This is a genomic window from Streptomyces achromogenes (assembly GCF_030816715.1).
GTDB lineage: Bacteria > Actinomycetota > Actinomycetes > Streptomycetales > Streptomycetaceae > Streptomyces > Streptomyces achromogenes_A.
In genome coordinates, this window is sequence record NZ_JAUSYH010000001.1 from 37,895 (window position 1) to 52,613 (window position 14,719).

Annotated in this window: 12 protein-coding genes and 3 pseudogenes; 9 read left to right on the forward strand and 6 right to left on the reverse strand. The window is 66.4% G+C overall.

All coding sequences use genetic code 11. The features are described 5' to 3' along the window. Window positions 1–348 precede the first annotated feature (348 nt). Window positions 349–996 (reverse strand): DUF6082 family protein, encoded by a 648-nt coding sequence (locus tag QF032_RS00135; RefSeq protein WP_307054216.1) that lies wholly within the window; start codon window positions 994–996, stop codon window positions 349–351. Between the two features lie 1,544 nt (window positions 997–2,540). Here QF032_RS00135 and QF032_RS00140 point away from each other — a divergent pair. The 4 genes and pseudogenes from QF032_RS00140 to QF032_RS00155 all read left to right on the forward strand — a co-directional run. Continuing rightward, window positions 2,541–2,924 (forward strand): annotated as a pseudogene (locus tag QF032_RS00140) (IS21 family transposase); the annotation flags it as partial. Next, window positions 2,921–3,694 (forward strand): IS21-like element helper ATPase IstB, encoded by a 774-nt coding sequence (gene istB / locus QF032_RS00145; protein WP_307054218.1) that lies wholly within the window; start codon window positions 2,921–2,923, stop codon window positions 3,692–3,694. The pseudogene QF032_RS00140 and the gene istB, both read left to right, overlap by 4 nt. A 34-nt stretch (window positions 3,695–3,728) precedes the next feature. Further along, window positions 3,729–4,253, forward strand: a complete 525-nt coding sequence (locus QF032_RS00150) for a DUF1877 domain-containing protein (protein WP_307054220.1) — start codon at window positions 3,729–3,731, stop codon at window positions 4,251–4,253. 290 nt (window positions 4,254–4,543) lie between these two features. Then, window positions 4,544–6,193 carry a site-specific integrase gene (locus QF032_RS00155; RefSeq protein WP_307054222.1) on the forward strand — a complete coding sequence of 550 codons (1,650 nt, stop codon included), beginning with the start codon at window positions 4,544–4,546 and terminating at the stop codon, window positions 6,191–6,193. Window positions 6,194–6,303: 110 nt separating this feature from the next. Here the strand turns inward: QF032_RS00155 and QF032_RS00160 are convergent. Both QF032_RS00160 and QF032_RS00165 read right to left on the reverse strand, forming a co-directional pair. Beyond that, a pseudogene (locus QF032_RS00160) lies at window positions 6,304–6,933 on the reverse strand (class I SAM-dependent methyltransferase). A gap of 26 nt (window positions 6,934–6,959) precedes the next feature. Further along, entirely contained in the window at window positions 6,960–7,268 is a 309-nt protein-coding gene (locus tag QF032_RS00165; protein ID WP_307054224.1) for an RRQRL motif-containing zinc-binding protein, read from the reverse strand. 181 nt (window positions 7,269–7,449) lie between these two features. On the opposite strand from QF032_RS00165, the gene QF032_RS00170 reads away from it, so the two are divergent. Genes QF032_RS00170 through QF032_RS40850 form a run of 3 tightly spaced genes read left to right on the forward strand, consistent with a single transcriptional unit; the run spans window position 7,450 to window position 9,731 of the window. After that, window positions 7,450–8,139, forward strand: coding sequence for an SMI1/KNR4 family protein (locus tag QF032_RS00170; RefSeq protein ID WP_307054226.1), 690 nt, complete (start codon window positions 7,450–7,452; stop codon window positions 8,137–8,139). Between the two features lie 32 nt (window positions 8,140–8,171). After that, on the forward strand, window positions 8,172–8,657 hold the full coding sequence (locus QF032_RS00175) for a WapI family immunity protein (protein WP_307054227.1): 486 nt from the start codon (window positions 8,172–8,174) through the stop codon (window positions 8,655–8,657). A gap of 60 nt (window positions 8,658–8,717) precedes the next feature. Continuing rightward, window positions 8,718–9,731, forward strand: coding sequence for a transposase (locus QF032_RS40850; protein WP_444875842.1), 1,014 nt, complete (start codon window positions 8,718–8,720; stop codon window positions 9,729–9,731). Window positions 9,732–9,776: 45 nt separating this feature from the next. Here QF032_RS40850 and QF032_RS00190 read toward each other — a convergent pair whose 3' ends face one another. Continuing rightward, entirely contained in the window at window positions 9,777–10,445 is a 669-nt protein-coding gene (locus QF032_RS00190; RefSeq protein ID WP_307054229.1) for a hypothetical protein, read from the reverse strand. A 307-nt stretch (window positions 10,446–10,752) separates the two neighbouring features. On the opposite strand from QF032_RS00190, the gene QF032_RS00195 reads away from it, so the two are divergent. After that, a complete protein-coding gene (locus QF032_RS00195; protein WP_307054230.1) occupies window positions 10,753–12,174 on the forward strand; it encodes a hypothetical protein in 1,422 nt (473 codons plus the stop codon). Window positions 12,175–12,535: 361 nt separating this feature from the next. Here QF032_RS00195 and QF032_RS00200 read toward each other — a convergent pair whose 3' ends face one another. Both QF032_RS00200 and QF032_RS00205 read right to left on the reverse strand, forming a co-directional pair. After that, complete coding sequence (locus QF032_RS00200) at window positions 12,536–12,730, reverse strand: hypothetical protein (RefSeq protein ID WP_307054233.1); 195 nt, start codon at window positions 12,728–12,730, stop codon at window positions 12,536–12,538. Further along, window positions 12,727–13,341, reverse strand: a pseudogene (locus QF032_RS00205) (ATP-binding protein); the annotation flags it as partial. The pseudogene QF032_RS00205 and the gene QF032_RS00200, both read right to left, overlap by 4 nt. Before the next feature lie 269 nt (window positions 13,342–13,610). Between QF032_RS00205 and QF032_RS00210 the strand changes: the two are divergent. Then, window positions 13,611–14,702 carry a protein kinase family protein gene (locus tag QF032_RS00210; RefSeq protein WP_307054235.1) on the forward strand — a complete coding sequence of 364 codons (1,092 nt, stop codon included), beginning with the start codon at window positions 13,611–13,613 and terminating at the stop codon, window positions 14,700–14,702. Window positions 14,703–14,719 lie beyond the last annotated feature (17 nt).

The following is a 14,719-nucleotide window of genomic DNA, read 5'->3' on the forward strand; positions in this document are numbered from 1 at the left end:
GTCGAGGCGTCGAGGCAAACCGGACCAGGTGTCGGCGGTGACCCGCGTCAGAATCACGGTGCGGGCGTCCATTCCAAACGATCACTGAACATGAACCATGCACGTCGCAGATGACACAACCTGATCACCACCACCGCTACCTGACAAAGCTGCACTTCGGAAGTCCACCGTCGTCCGGACCTCATGATCGTCACAGCCACCGAGGCATGCGTACGGCCACACCGCAGCCGCACAGCAAACTGATCAGCCCAGGCCACACCACCCGCCTCTGATCACAAACACCGGTCCTGGACAGCTCGGCTGGCCGCGCTCGGTGTCGACTGGGCAGCGTGAGACCTTGGTTGCCCATCAGGCCTGCGATGGCGGCGGCTGTACGAGGACGGGTGAAGTGAAGTAGCTGTGTGCCGGGATCGCTGGCCCGGCAGCTACCGCGTTTTGGTAGCAGCGGTCTGCCGTGCGCGCGAAGTTTCGAAGTCTCCGGTTCATCCCACCACCGGCATAGCGCAAGTAGTGTTCTCGCGAGTTCGACCAGTGATCTCTCGCTGTCTCCCCTTGGAAGTGCAGTTCAAAAGTCCTAGATAATTGCGCTTCGGTCATCAAGCCAAGAACATAAGTTTTCTCCCAGTCTTGAATGATGAGATTGGTGTAAATAATGCGTCGCCATTCATCTGGGGTCACAGACGTGGACGGCGGCTCCCAACACGTGAGGAACTCAGACTTACTTAGCGCCAAGAGGAGGAGCTCCCGGTGGGCACTCCAGGTCGTCTCCTCCGTCGCGATACGTGTTTGTCTGGCTTGATACGCCAGCGAGGCCGCGACTCCAGCGACGGCACCAGCAGAAAGAATGACCGACAGCGCCCCGTAAGCCTGACTGATCTGGCTCAGCTTTGCCCAGTCTGCGTCGTCAGGTCCAACTGCCATGAGGAGAAATGGAGTCAGCAGGATGAGCCCAACCCCTCCAACCCCCGCCATCGCAGCCCAGAAAATCTTCCTCATACGTATCCGTGTCCCCATGGCTTGCCCCTCCCTCGGTCCCCGCCGCCGACGCGCGGGGCCGCCCGGAGCCCTGCTGATCGCCGTGGAAGCCGTTCGTAGCCCGTGTTTGTGGCTACCCCAGACAACGCCGCTTCACCACTACGCGCTGCATGAGCTGGTCGGTGGATGAAGGACGACCGAGCTGACAGGCCCTTCACGACGGAGAGCGCGAGCGCTGGAGCAGCTCGGGCATCGCCGCAGCCGGCTCCCGGCCCCGGACGCAGAGATGCGCCGCGACCCCGTCCACGGCGCCCATGAGCGCTTGGAGCGGCTCGGCATCACGGGCCTGCCCGCGCTCGCAGGAGACGCCCGCCAAGGCCCGTAAGGGCGGCTCTGGGGCGTTCGAGCGGGGGCGGAGGCCCTGCCACAGGGCGCGTACGGGCTCTGTGACGGTCCCTCGGGGCCACGTCGAACGGCTTGAGGATGGGGCGGAAGTGAAGCTCCGGACATTTCTCTCGAGCGCACGTTCTAGGCGGGACAGGCTCACCGAAGACAAGCGCCAGGCGCTCGCCGCCCTCGGACTGGAATGGGCAAGGTAGACGGCAGGCTCAGCTGTCGTTTGCGAACATGTTGGAGCGTACGCTGGCCGGGCCCAGTACGCCCATGAACGCAGGAAGCCGCACCCACTGGCAGGTGGGTGCGGCTTCGCAGCGGCCGGTGGGACTGGTCAGCTCCCTAATGCGAATAGGGAGCTGACCACCCAGTCCCACAATGGCGACTGCGGCAACTTGGTTGTGTAGTAGATGGCGGCCGCCATCTCCGTCCACACCGTCGCTACCTGACGCAGAACCGGTAACCAGCCCGGACCGCGCCGACGGTGACGCCCCTTCACAGGAACTCACCCCCCTCACCAGTGCCTGCCCGATGGCAGGGACCAGGCGACTTCCTGGCCCGCGGGACCAGAAGGCCGGTGGGGAGGGGGTTGCACCGCCGGCGGCATCGTCGCACAGATAGACGCCGCGGTAGCCTCGAGACTACCCAACGTAATTCCTGCAATTCTCAGGCACTGAGCCGGTTTGACGGGTGGATCGAAGGCCCTAGGTATTGATGCGACACCGGGTTTGCACACGCAGGCCGCTTATGCATGCGCCCCGTCAGTTGTGACCCACTGCCTGTAGACCTTTACTGGGCGTAAGGGCGAGGAAGTGCCCAGTAAGAAACGAACTGAAGATCGGTTTGTGGCTAGCTTCACATCGTGATTACTAAAGTCGATTACTGTGCGTGATCTCTTTAACGCATGGTAGTCCTGGGCTTCCATGCATTGAGCCACCCAGTACGAACCCGAGCCGTTCATTACGGTGCATTGCGGGCACCTGGCACTCATTCGCCGGGCGGTCCGGCAGCGCCTGCAGGCAGGCCCAACTCGCCAGATGCGGCGTGTCGCTAAGGCCGCGACCGTCACGGTCAGCTCGACGTCCAGCTGGCGTGACACGGGTGTGCCCATGAAGAAGGGCCAGAAGGTGACAGGCACGCACGTGTCCGGGTCCTGGACGGTCGACAAGGGCACGCCCATCTGGTGCCGCACCCAGGCATCCGAGGTCGGCGACGCCTGCCGCGAGGTCGTCGACCAGCTGCTGGAGGTCAACGCGCTCTACCGGCTCCGCGCTGCCCAGGGGGTTCTCGGACTGCGCAAGAAGTACGGCGACACTCGCCTGGAGGCGGCCTGCGCGAGAGCCATCACGGTCGGCGACCCGTCCTACCGCACCATCAAGGGCATCCTGGTCGCCGGCACCGAGAGCGATCCCGAGCCCGAGACCAGCGGAGACGCCGGCGCCGCGGCCTTCCTCCACGGCCCGCAAGGGCTCTTCGGCTCCGTCACACCCCCGGACACCCCGGACGGCACCCGCGACGACCAGGTCCACGGCGAAGACGAGGTGGCGGCACGATGAGCGTGATGGACACCGCCCTGCGCGAGTCCCTCAAGTCCCTGCGGCTGTCCGGGATGCTGGAGACCCTCGACGCCCGCCTCGCCCAGGCCCACGGCGGCGAACTCGGCCACCTCGACTTCCTCCAGGTCCTCTGCCATGACGAGATCACCCGCCGCGAGACGGTTGCCTTCCAGCGCAGGCTCCAGCGGGCCAAGTTCGAGCAGCAGGTCACCCTGGAGGAGTTCGACTTCACCGCCTCCTCGAAACTGCCCGCGGCCCAGATCCGCGACCTGGGAGCCCTGCGCTGGCTCCACGCGGGCGAGTCCGTCATCCTGTTCGGCCCGGTCGGGGTCGGCAAGACACATATCGCCCAGGCGCTGGGCCACCTCGCGGTCCGTCAGGGCGCCCACGTCCGTTTCGCCAAGACCAGCCGGATCCTCGCCGAACTCGCCGGCGGGCACGCGGACCGCACCTGGGAGAAACGGATCCGTGAACTGGTACGGCCCGACGTGCTCATCCTCGATGACTTCGCCATGCGTCAGCTCTCCGCGGCCCACGCCGACGACCTCTACGAACTCGTTTCTGAGCGGCAGGGCCGGTCCCTGATCATCACCAGCAACCGGGCGCCCAGCGACTGGTATCCCCTCTTCCCCAACCCCGTCGTCGCCGAGTCGCTCCTGGACCGGCTGATCAACACCAGCCACCAGGTCATCATGAACGGCCCCAGCTACCGCCCCAACAAGCGCCCGAAGAACCCCACCGACAAGAACGGCAGGCCCCCGACCAAGTAGGAAAACCGGTGGACGCCGTCGGGATACTGCCGTCATGGCCGTCACCCAGCAACTCGCCCGCGTCCCGGCGGAGTATCTCGCCGCCTGCCGTCGGTCAGCCGGAACATCGACCGATGGAGATCCCAACTGGGATCCGCCGTCGGCGGACGTCCTGGACCTGGACTGGGCACCGGCCATGTTGGAACGGGCCTGCGAGCTGGCAGGTATCGACGGCGTCCACCTGGATGCTCTTCGGCAGGCCACCGCCGGAGACTCGGTGATCGATCTCGGCTTCCTCAACACGCACCCGCATGCCATCGGTTCCTTCGGACCGCCTCCCACTGCCCTTTCCGCAGGTCAAGTAGCCCGCGTCTCGGAACTGCTCGGTCAAATCGACTTTCCGGCCGTCCTGGCCGGCCTGCCGACCGACGACAGCGAGGCCGCTTCCTTGATCGGTCCTGGGGCGGACAAGATCGTCGGTGGCCCGAGGAAGTACCTGCTCAGGCACTTCAATGCCCTGCGCGAGTTCTACCTCGCTGCATCCCAACGGCACCTTCTCCTCGTGCTCTGGTGGGACTGACCCAGGACTTCACAGTCGGCTCACGACCCAGTACCTGGGGAATTACGTGACATTTCGGCTGGGGAATTACGCGAACGTCCACAGTCGGCGACCTGCTGCTCTGGCAAAGCAAGAATCCGAGCAACAGCAATGGACGGATCCAGCTCGCCTACACCTGGCTACGCGACCTGGGTCTCTTTCCAGCAGACGCACCGCACACGCTGTTCCGGATCTCGAACCGTACCGGGCAACTCACCCCGGCGGACCTTGTCGACCGCTACGAACTGAAGTGCCGTCCGATCCGCGATCTCTTGGTCGCCTACCTCTCCCATCGGTCCGTAGGGCTGGACTTCACGACGCTGCAGGCGCTCACGATCTCGCTGGCGCTTCGGTTCTGGGGCGACCTGGAGCGGCATCATCCGGGCATCGACTCTCTTCGGCTGCCTGCCGAGGTGATCACTGCTTGGAAGGTCCGCCTGGCTACGAAGACCGTCCGGAAGCGTCTGCCCGACGGATCATTTCGTGAGTTCACAGAGCCACGCCGAGGTGCAATCGGGATCAAAACCCAGGTCAGAGCCTTCTACCTGGACCTTGCGGAGTGGGCAGTGGAGGACCCTGGCCAGTGGGCTGCCTGGGTGGCGCCCTGTCCGATCAGCGAAGCCGAGTGCTCGGGAAGAAAGGCTGGGAAGCAGCTCAAGGCCCGCATGGACCGACGTACTCGCGAGCGCCTGCCGGCGCTGCCCACGCTGGTGAAGACGGCTCACCGCCTGCTGAAAGAGGCCACCATGCGCCTCGATGCACTCAACGCTGCCCCGCTCGGTTCGGATTTCAGCGTGCTTGGTGAGACGTTCAGAGTTCCGCGCTTCAGTAAATGCGCTGACGGGCGTCCGATCCATGCCTGGGATGCGAAGGGCACCCGGCGCTCATTCGCGGGTGAGGAGCGCAGCGCATTCTGGGGGTGGGCTGCCATCGAGATCTTGCGGCACACCGGCATCCGTATCGAGGAACTCCTCGAGCTGGGGCATCACAGCATCGTCAGCTACAAGCTCCCCACCACCGGTCAGACCGTTCCGCTCTTGCAGATCGCCCCGTCGAAGACGGACCAAGAGCGACTTGTCTTGGTCACGCCGGAGCTGGCGGACGTGTTGAGCACGGTCGTCTCTCGAGTCCGAGGATCGGACGGGAGAGTCCCCGTTCTTCGTAGCTATGACCACTATGAACGGGTCTGGAACCCGCCGATGCCTCTCCTGTTTCAGGATCGCTCTGGTGGCTACTTGCGTCCGCTGTCACGAGCGACGATCCGTCGGGGACTCGACGTCACCTTGTTGGCCTCAGGTCTGACGGACAGCGCGGGCGACCCCCTCATCTTTCAGCCCCACGACTTCCGCCGGATCTTCATCACGGACTCCATCCTCAACGGCCTGCCCCCTCACATCGCCCAGGTCATCGCTGGTCACGACCACATCGGAACGACGATGGGATACGCCGCGATCTACCCCACTGATGCCATCGAGGCACATCGAGCGTTCATCGCCCGGCGCCGGGCTCTGCGACCTGCCGATGAATACCGCACCGTCACTCCTGAGGAATGGGGAGAGTTTCTCGGACACTTTGAGCGTCGCAAACTCGCCCTGGGCGACTGCGGCCGCGCATACGGAACTGACTGTGCTCACGAACACGCTTGTGTCCGGTGCCCCGTCCTGATCGTCCACGCGACAGAGCGTCCCCGACTTGTCGAAATCCGCGACAACCTCCTCACGCGCATCTTGGAAGCCGAAAGGGAAGGGTGGCTCGGTGAGATCGAGGGGCTGCAGAGCAGCCTGACCCACGCCGAGGAGAAGCTTGCCCAACTCGACGCCCAGATCTCCCGGAAGCAAGAGTCTGTCGACCTGGGCATTCCTACCTTCCGGGAGATCGTTGCTCGCACCACTACGGCGGCCACCCCGCCGGGGCCTGCGTGACTGAACGGCTGTCGCTCTGGCGTGCTCAGCGGCCACCGCCATAGAACGCGGCGCTTGGACGAGCTTCATCCACGCGGATGATCCACACCACCCCGGCCACGCGCCACGTTCTACGGGCGGCGGGCCAGCAGGTGGGTGTCGAGGAAGCCCCGCTCGGACGCTGGGTCGTGGAGCAACCGAGCCACCATGGCGAGTCCGGCCCCGGCCAGCAACTCGGCAAACTGCTCCGCCGGCCAGCTATAGGCAGGCGCCACCTTGTGGTCGAAGCGGACAGGCTCCGGCCCCTCGGTTCCGAAGAAGGACGCCAGGAGCAGGCCCCCTGGTGCCAGGACACGCACCTGCTCAGCGAGCAGCGCGGGCAATTCTTCAGGTGGGGTATGGATCATCGGCTAGTGGGCCAGCACTCCGCCGAGCGCGCCGTCCTCGACCGGCAGGGCCTCCATTCGTGCTTCGTCGAACTGCAGCGCCGGATGGGCCCGCCGGGCGTGGGCGACCATAGCCGGGGAGAGGTCGAGCCCGAAGGCGTCCAACCCCAAGTCGTGCAGCATGGCGGTCAAATGGCCGGGTCCGCACCCGACGTCGGCTGCCCGCAGGTTCCCCGTGCCACGCACGAGCTCGGCGAAGGTGCCGATCATGTTCCGTGCGAACGGCTGCGTCTCCAACCGATTAGCGAACATCGACGCATAAAGGTCGACGACCCCGTCGTAGGCCGCCCTGGTCTCGTCCTGGTGTTTTAACACGGGAGGGAAGCTAACACCCGCGCCGTTCACAGCAGTTCTCCGGCCCCATACCGGCCCCTTCCCCGCAGGACTGATCGTCCTGTCACCTGACCACGGGACGCCCCGGTAGTTCGGAGAAGGCAGCTGCCGAGGGTGCGCAGAGGCAGCGCGTGGTGATAGCGACGGCGGCATGCCGGGCAGGTGGTGCGGGCGGCCATCGCCTTGTCGAGTGCGGCTTCCTTGGCGAGGGTCATCGGCCGGACGGGCAGGGCGAGGTCGATGCGATACAGCCAGGCGAAGCGGCGGCCGGCGCGGCACTCGATCCGGGCGACGGGCTCCTGGCCGCCGGGGCGCAAAGCGCGCGAGTTCCGGGAATCCTGTGCGTGTGGACGGCGGAACCCGCTCACTGTCGCGCCGAACTGTCCCTCCCACGCGTGGGTTCGGTGGTCAGGTCGACAGTCTCGGCGGGCGTTGACTCGCCTCAGGACACGACGACCCTCCGGTGGGCGTGTCAGCGGCGGCGCATATGGTCGCTGCATGGTTGATCAGGATTGGGCCGGGGTGAGGGAGCGGATCGTGGAGCTGAGCGCGCTCCCGGCGAGCCAGAAGGTGTTCGGTACACTCGGTCATCGGTGGACGCTCGAGGATCCGCTTGGCGAGGACGAGATCGTCGAGTTGGAAGGCCAGATAGGCGTGCGACTGCCTTCGGAGTACCGGGACTTCCTCGCGACGGTCGCCGCCGGGGGCGCGGGGCCGTCCTATGGCGTCTTTCCCGTGCGACGCATTCAGGGCCGCTGGCGCTGGGAGGGCGACGGTGCCGACCTGGCCGATCTGTCCAAGCTTGCCGAACCGTTCCCCGACAAGGGCCCGGACCCAGAGGTCCTCGAACGGCTGCTGGCCGAGCGTCCCGAAGAGGAGGACTTCGAGGAAATCGAGGACTTCGACACCGCCATTGAGGCGTGGGATGAACGATGGGAAGCCGTCATGTTCGCCCCCGAGCGCACCGCCGGCGCCATCGTGATCTGCCACCACGGCTGTGCTCAGCGCAGCTGGCTAGTCCTTAGCGGCTCCCACCGCGGCACTATGTGGTCCGATCCCCGAGCAGACGACGCGGATCTTGAGCCCCTCGTCGACGCGGAGGGCAAGCCCGTCACCTTCAGCGACTGGTTCACCGAATGGCTGGACAAGGCTGAGCACCATGTCCGGCAGTCCTCCGTAGGCTGCTGAATCACGCATTCGGGCCGTGGCATCCTGTGGCAGTGCTTCTGGGTGATCACGCGAGCAGTGTCGAGCTCTGTCCGCTGCGCTATCAGTTCGCTGCGGTCCGGGGCGACTCGTACGACGACAACTGGCTGGTCATTGGTGGATCAGTGGCCACTCCCCAGGGCAGTTGGACCTTTGCTGATCCATGTCTGCTGGCTCATGAAGCCCGGCAGGTGTCCGCTTGGCTGCGGGCGGTGGCCGCCGGGACGGTGGCGGTGACGGAGCCCGATGCCGAAGGCTGGCTGTCTCCGGACACATGGTTCGTCGAACCGGTCCTTGCCGTGAGCCTCGCTGATCGAAGCGACAGCGGGGCAGCGATTCGTGTTCACCTCTCCCTTGAGGCGGCGCCCCCATGGCAGCAGGAAAATGACGGGGCGGACGTCTACCAGTACTTCGTGGAGCTACGGCTGGATACTGCAGTACTGCTTCGCGAGGCCGACCGATGGGATCTTGCCCTGGACTCCTTCCCAGCTCGCTACTGACCTTCAAAGCGTGGTGTCGGTAGGGCTGACGGTCCATGATCCCTGCGGTACGCCAAGTGCATGAGGTATGCGCAAGGGGGCGGGCTGACTGACGAACGGCGGGCCTTCCGCGAGAAGTTGCGGTTGGAGGCGGCCGAGCGGTTCCAGCAGGGCGACGAGAGCGCGGTCATCGCTCACGACCTGCGGGTCAGCGTCCGGTCGGTACAGCGGTGGCGCAAGGCTTGGTTGCAGTACGGGCCGAAAGCCCTGGCCTCGAAGGGGCCGGCGTCGCTGCCGCTGCTCAGCGATGAACTCTTCGCCGCCCTCGAGCGGGAACTGCTCAAGGGCCCGGTCGCGCATGGCTGGCCGGACCAAACCTGGACGCTGTCGCGGATCAAGACCCTGATCGGGCGACGGTTCCACAAGAGCTACACAGTCCAGGGCGTCGCCGCGCTGCTCAGACGAGGCGGCGGTGGCCGGCTGGATGAAGGAGACCTGGCCTCAGGTGGAAGGACCGTGGCGGCGCTCGACGCCTGGCTCGTCTTCGAGGACCAAGCCGGATTCTCGATGACGCCGCCGACCACCCGCACCTGGTCCCGCCGCGGCCACACCCCTGTGGTCCGCGTGCGGGGCCGCTCCCGCCGCCGCTTATCGGTGGCCGCCCTGGCCTGCTACAAGGCCAGCGAACGCTCGCGGCTGATCTACCGGCCCAGCCCGGACGCCCGCCCCGACGGGCGTAAAAGCTTCTCCTGGAAGGACTACCGCGACCTCATCCAGACCGCCCACCAGCAGCTCGGCGGCCCGATCGTGCTGGTCGGGGACAACCTCAACACCCACCTGACTGCCGGAATGCGCCGCTACATCGCCGAGCGCGACTGGCTCACCGTCTTCCAACTGCCGCCCTACGCACCCGACCTCAACCCGGTCGAAGGCATCTGGTCCGTCCTACGACGTACCACCACAGCCAACCGCGCCTTCGCCGACCCCGACGACCTGATCACCGCCGTCCGACGCGGCCTCCGCCAGCTCCAATACCGCCACGACGTCCTCGACGGCTGCCTCACCGGCACCAGCCTCCGACGCCAGCCACCATGACGACATCACGCATTCAAGGTCAGTAACTGACGTTCAGGCTGGCTCCTAGTTTGGCTGCGGATAGCCGATCTCGGAGATGTCCTGAGCGAGGTCCGTCAGGCTGACCTCAGAGTTCAACAGCGACACAAGCTCCTGACTCAGCGGCCGCAGGGCAAACACGTGGCTCACTGCCTCCAGGTCCACGGAGACCTCGTAATAGTCCTCGACAAAGCGCTGGAACGCTTCCGGCGAACGGTCGACCAGAAGCTCGAACAGGCTCGTCGCCCCATCGGGGTCGACAGCATTCTCGGGGAACTCGATCGCGCCGTGGTGCCAGCGATCATCCGTCGCTCCCCGCCACAAGCAGGCCGTCACGACCGGTACGTCGTCCTCGTCGGTGAACGCCGGCTCCTCAACGAAGGGCTTGAAGAGCTCGGGGACCTCGTCGATCACTCCCGGCCACGGCTCACCATCGTTGCCATACGGACTCATCGGAGACTCATGGCAGAAGCCGCGCACATAGACCCCGGCCGCCGAGAACACGATGGAATACTCGTCCCCCGACCCATTGCGCATCGAGGCCATCTCCTCGCCCTCGGCCCAACCAGCGTTGCAGGAGTAGTACCGACTTTCCCAATCCGGACTCAGGATCGCATCGAGCATCGCCAGCGAACGGCACAGGTCCCGCAGGTCGGCGATAGAGGGGAGGCGGCGGGCCGCGTCATAGACAGTCACGTGCTCATCCAACCCGATGCCACCGACAACCAGCCCGACGCCTATCGCGTCTGCGCCGAAGCACGATAGTTGTCACCACCGGCATCGGCTGGCCTGCGGCTTCAGTAGGACAAAGCATGGTGGTTGTCACCGACGCGGCGCGCTACCTGTCACCAGCGGCAAGCGAAGCAGGGGCGATGTCACCGCGTTCGGCTTCTGGTGGGCAGGGTGCCATACGGCGGCCCTTGGCGATCACGGGCCATATTTCGCGCGCCCTACACGAACCCCGCCCCTACGATCACCTGGTACGACTGCTGGAGGGGCGGGAATGCTTGCGGACATCGAGGACGGGACAGTGGCAGCGACGCGGCTCGCGGGAGGTACGCCGCTTCACAGCACGCTTGATGTCGCCGACCCCGCTGACTGGCTCGCGCTGGACGCAGGAGTGCGTGAGGTGGCCTGGCACCGCCCGGAGTTCCTGCCGGGGTGGGAGTACTCCGCCCCACTGCCCGCCGACCTGACTCAGCTCGGCGAGTCTCGGCTCGCACTCGCCCTCTGCCACCGCGACGGGAGGATCCGTCAGAAGGCGGTGCATCAGTCGGTCCGATACCCCGGTCTGCTGCCGTTGGTCGTGATCCGCTGCGCCGATTGGGTCGGCCAGGTGCGCGAGCACGCCCGGAAGGCTCTGCGCGAGGCCCTGAACGTGGACTCTGCCCTCGACCTCGCGCCGCTCATCCTCCGCGTCGGCCGCCGCGACAGAGGTGCCTTCGGCGTCGATGTGCTCGGCCAGATCCTGCGACAGGCATCCCACGGGCAGCTCGCTGTTCTCTTCGCTGACCCCGACCGCATCGTCCGGCGGTTCGCGTACCGGCTTGCCATCGAGGGCCAACTGCTCCATCCCGCTGAGCTGGCCCGCGCGGCCGCCGGGGACCAGGACACCGTGGTCCAGGACCTGTGTGCCAAAGCGGCGCTCACGGCTCTGGGGGATGAGGATGCCTACGAGGGTGTGCTGCCTCCACTGCTGTCCGCACGCAACCCGCGTACCCGTTCGGCCGGCGTCACCGCGCTGAGACGGGCGGGGCGGGCAGAGCAGGCGGAGCCGTTTCTCAGCGACCGTTCCGCGCTCGTGCGTGCTTGTGCCCGGTATGTCGTACGACAGCAGGGTGTTGACCCGGCGGTCTGGTACCGGGAGCGGTGCACGACACCGGACGACCCCGATTTGCCGCCTGGTGCGGTCATCGGGCTGGCCGAGTGCGGGAACCGCGCGGACGCCGGGCTGCTGCGGCTGCTGCTCGTGCACCCAGCGGCCGGGGTGCGGGCGCGAGCGGTGGCAGGGCTGCGGGCGCTGGACTGCGCGGATGCGGAGCAGTTGCGGCCGCTCCTCGACGACCCTGCCGCCGGTGTCGTCCGCGAGACCGCCGCCGCCCTGCTGCCCTCGGCCAAGGAACTGCCCGCCGACTGGCTATTGGAGCGCACCAGTACCGACCGGCCGCGGCACGTCCGCGTCGGCGCGTTCCGGCTGCTCGACGCGCGCGGCGGCACAGTGGCGCTACGGGCGGCGGTCGGTCTGTTCCAGGACCCGGATATGAAGCTGCGCACCTGGGCCGCGCAATCAGTGCAGCGCTGGCATCCGTCGCCTGACGGGCGGCGCGGCGACGCAGAGGTGGGTGAACTGCTCGACCAGAGCCGACACCTCTTCAGCGACCACATGCTGCGCCGACGCAAGTGGGAAGCCGGGGTGGACAGCTGAGACTGCACCGCGGTCCAGAACTCTGCTCAGCACTCGCCCCCCGGTGGCCCTGGTGACAGCACGCCTGCCTTGGTGACAACTATCGTGCTTTGGCTCAGCGTCCCGGCTCAACGCTGGGCACTCAATTGGCCAGATTGCACACTCACTGGACAACTAGCGCACTCAGTCACACCGTGCCGGTCGGGGTGGTTGGTGTCGTGTATGGGGACGTCCACCTCGTAGATGCGCAGGTGCATGACGTCCAGCTCCACTCTCTGCTCGGTGTTGGTGCCTCGGTGTTGAGGGACCACCGCGACCGCCCCGGCCTCCGTCGAACGGGGCCGGGGCGGCACGGAGCGTCCGTCACGCCGGTGAGGGCGGGTCAGAACTCCGGATGGATCGTGATGGGCCGCCGGGGATCACCAGCGTTGGTGTGGACGGTGCGGCGGTGCGCGGCGAGGCCGGCGCCTCCGCCCTGGATCGGCAGGTGGCACTCGGGGAAGCCGCGCCACCACTCATCCCCGGACGGAAGGTCGGCCGGGGTGAGCGGGTGCGGTCCGTCGGCGGCGCGACTCATGCGACCGCGTCCGCGAACTGCGCCTGAAGGTCCGCGCGGCCCTCGGGGTCGTCGTCCTGGTCGTCGACGCCGTCGCCGTGGACGGTGCAGACGATGTCCGGATCGCTGTCCATGGCGCCGGTCAGTGCCTTGTGCAGGTCGGTGACCGAGTAGACCGGCGCCCATGCCTGCCCTGCGCACTCCGGGTCGGTGGGGCAGGACAGCAGCACGTCGAAGCCGTAATCGCCCTCGCCGTCGACGTCGGCGCGGAAGGCCAGGGTGAGGTACTGCTGCCCGAGGCGGATCTCCGCGACGCGGTCCGGGCCGGTCACCAGGTCCGAGCCCGGCCGCCACGTCCACAGAGGCAGGATCTCCGGGCCGAAGAACCGGCGGACCAGGAGCAGGTCACCCAGTCCGTTGCCGCCGTCACGCCCGAGGTCAGCCTCGCGGCGCTCGGAAAGCCGCTTCAACAGCGGCTCCAGGCGGTACAGGTTGTCGGCGAAGACGATCGTGTTGAAGCCTTCGGCGGCCAGCTGCTGGTGCGAGTACGTCATCGCCTTGTGCTGGGCGCGGACGACGTCGTCGGGCACGCGCCGGTAGGCCGGGCGCGGGTGCTGCCGTTCCAGGCACACCCGAAATTCTCTGGAGATCGCCTACCCTGATGCGCACTTTCGGCGGAGTTCTTGCAGCTCAGTGGCTATGAGTGAGCACCGTAGTGATCGCAACAGGTGTGGTGCAAGACAGGGCCTAATTCTTCACCCTTCGAGTCTGATGCTCCATCGCCTCACCGAATGGCCAGGTCCTTCCAGTGCCCTGGCGGTGATGACCCCGACTTCGGCAATAGCGCGTGCCTCCGGCATGATCAACAGCAGTCAGTTCTGATGCCAGGCTGGAGCCGCCGATGGATGTGACCGAGTCAGGACATAATTCGCGGGTGTCCGCATACGTGACCGCGGGAGCACGGCTGTCCCTGTTCAGCGACCGTCGGCTTGGGGATGCAGTGGCCGCCGCGCCAAGTCTCGGTTCCGGTATCGGAGGCAGGTCGGCGGAGATGGAGATCGAGGGGATACGCGTCTTCGTCAAGCGGGTCCCGCTGACGGACATCGAGTTGCAACCGGAGCACGTGCGGTCGACCGCTAACCTCTTCGAGCTTCCCCTCTTCTACCAGTACGGGGTGGGATCGGCGGGGTTCGGTGCTTGGCGTGAGCTGGCCGCTCACATATTGGCCACAGGCTGGGTGCTGAAGAACGAGTACGCGGGCTTCCCGCTGCTCTATCACTGGCGGGTTTTGCCAGACAGTGCCCCTGCCGACTTCGTTGACGAGTTCGGGGGCATTGAGGGGGCGGTTTCCCATTGGGAGGGGTCGCCAGCCGTGCGCCGTCGGCTGAAGGCCATCGGAGGGTCATCCTTCAGCCTGGTGCTGTTCTTGGAACACGTGCCCCAGACGCTCGCCGCATGGCTCAGCAACGCCCGTCATGCGGCCTGGCGGGGTCCAGGTGGCGAGTCGTCCTACGAGTGGCTCGAGGATGCGCTGCTGCGGGGGACGGAGTTCATGAGTGCGCGCGGACTGGTCCACTTCGACTCACACTTCGCCAACCTGCTCACTGACGGCCGGCAGGTGTACTTTGCGGACTTCGGGCTCGCGTTGAGCCGCGACTTCGACCTTTCGGCGAAGGAGAGCGCCTTCCTCGCCGATCATCTTGTGTACGACCGCTGCTACGCACCGGGCCACCTCCTTCGCCATCACCTGCCCGACGGTGTGCGTGGTGGCAGCACCGAACACGAACACGGGGCCTTCCTGCGAGCCTGGGTCGAAGGCCACAGGCCCGACGGCGTTCCGTCCGACATCGGCGCGATCATCGACCGTCACGCGCCGCATGCAATCGTCCTGGACGACTTTCACCAGCGACTGCTCACGCAGAGCAAGCGCACTCCGTTCCCCGCAGCCGAGATCAAGCGGGCCCTGGCCAGGACATCACCGGCAGGATGGTGACTGCCGTGGCCTGCTGT

What these genes read in the sequence shown, in the direction of transcription:
- QF032_RS00135 (WP_307054216.1), bottom strand. Translation starts at nt 996, where the DNA reads ATGAGGAAGATTTTCTGGGCTGCGATGGCGGGGGTTGGAGGGGTTGGG.
- QF032_RS40850 (WP_444875842.1), top strand. Translation starts at nt 8,718, where the DNA reads ATGAGGTATGCGCAAGGGGGCGGGCTGACTGACGAACGGCGGGCCTTC.
- QF032_RS00200 (WP_307054233.1), bottom strand. Translation starts at nt 12,730, where the DNA reads ATGAGTCGCGCCGCCGACGGACCGCACCCGCTCACCCCGGCCGACCTT.
- istB (WP_307054218.1), top strand. Translation starts at nt 2,921, where the DNA reads ATGAGCGTGATGGACACCGCCCTGCGCGAGTCCCTCAAGTCCCTGCGG.
- QF032_RS00150 (WP_307054220.1), top strand. Translation starts at nt 3,729, where the DNA reads ATGGCCGTCACCCAGCAACTCGCCCGCGTCCCGGCGGAGTATCTCGCC.
- QF032_RS00170 (WP_307054226.1), top strand. Translation starts at nt 7,450, where the DNA reads ATGGTTGATCAGGATTGGGCCGGGGTGAGGGAGCGGATCGTGGAGCTG.
- QF032_RS00195 (WP_307054230.1), top strand. Translation starts at nt 10,753, where the DNA reads ATGCTTGCGGACATCGAGGACGGGACAGTGGCAGCGACGCGGCTCGCG.
- QF032_RS00210 (WP_307054235.1), top strand. Translation starts at nt 13,611, where the DNA reads ATGGATGTGACCGAGTCAGGACATAATTCGCGGGTGTCCGCATACGTG.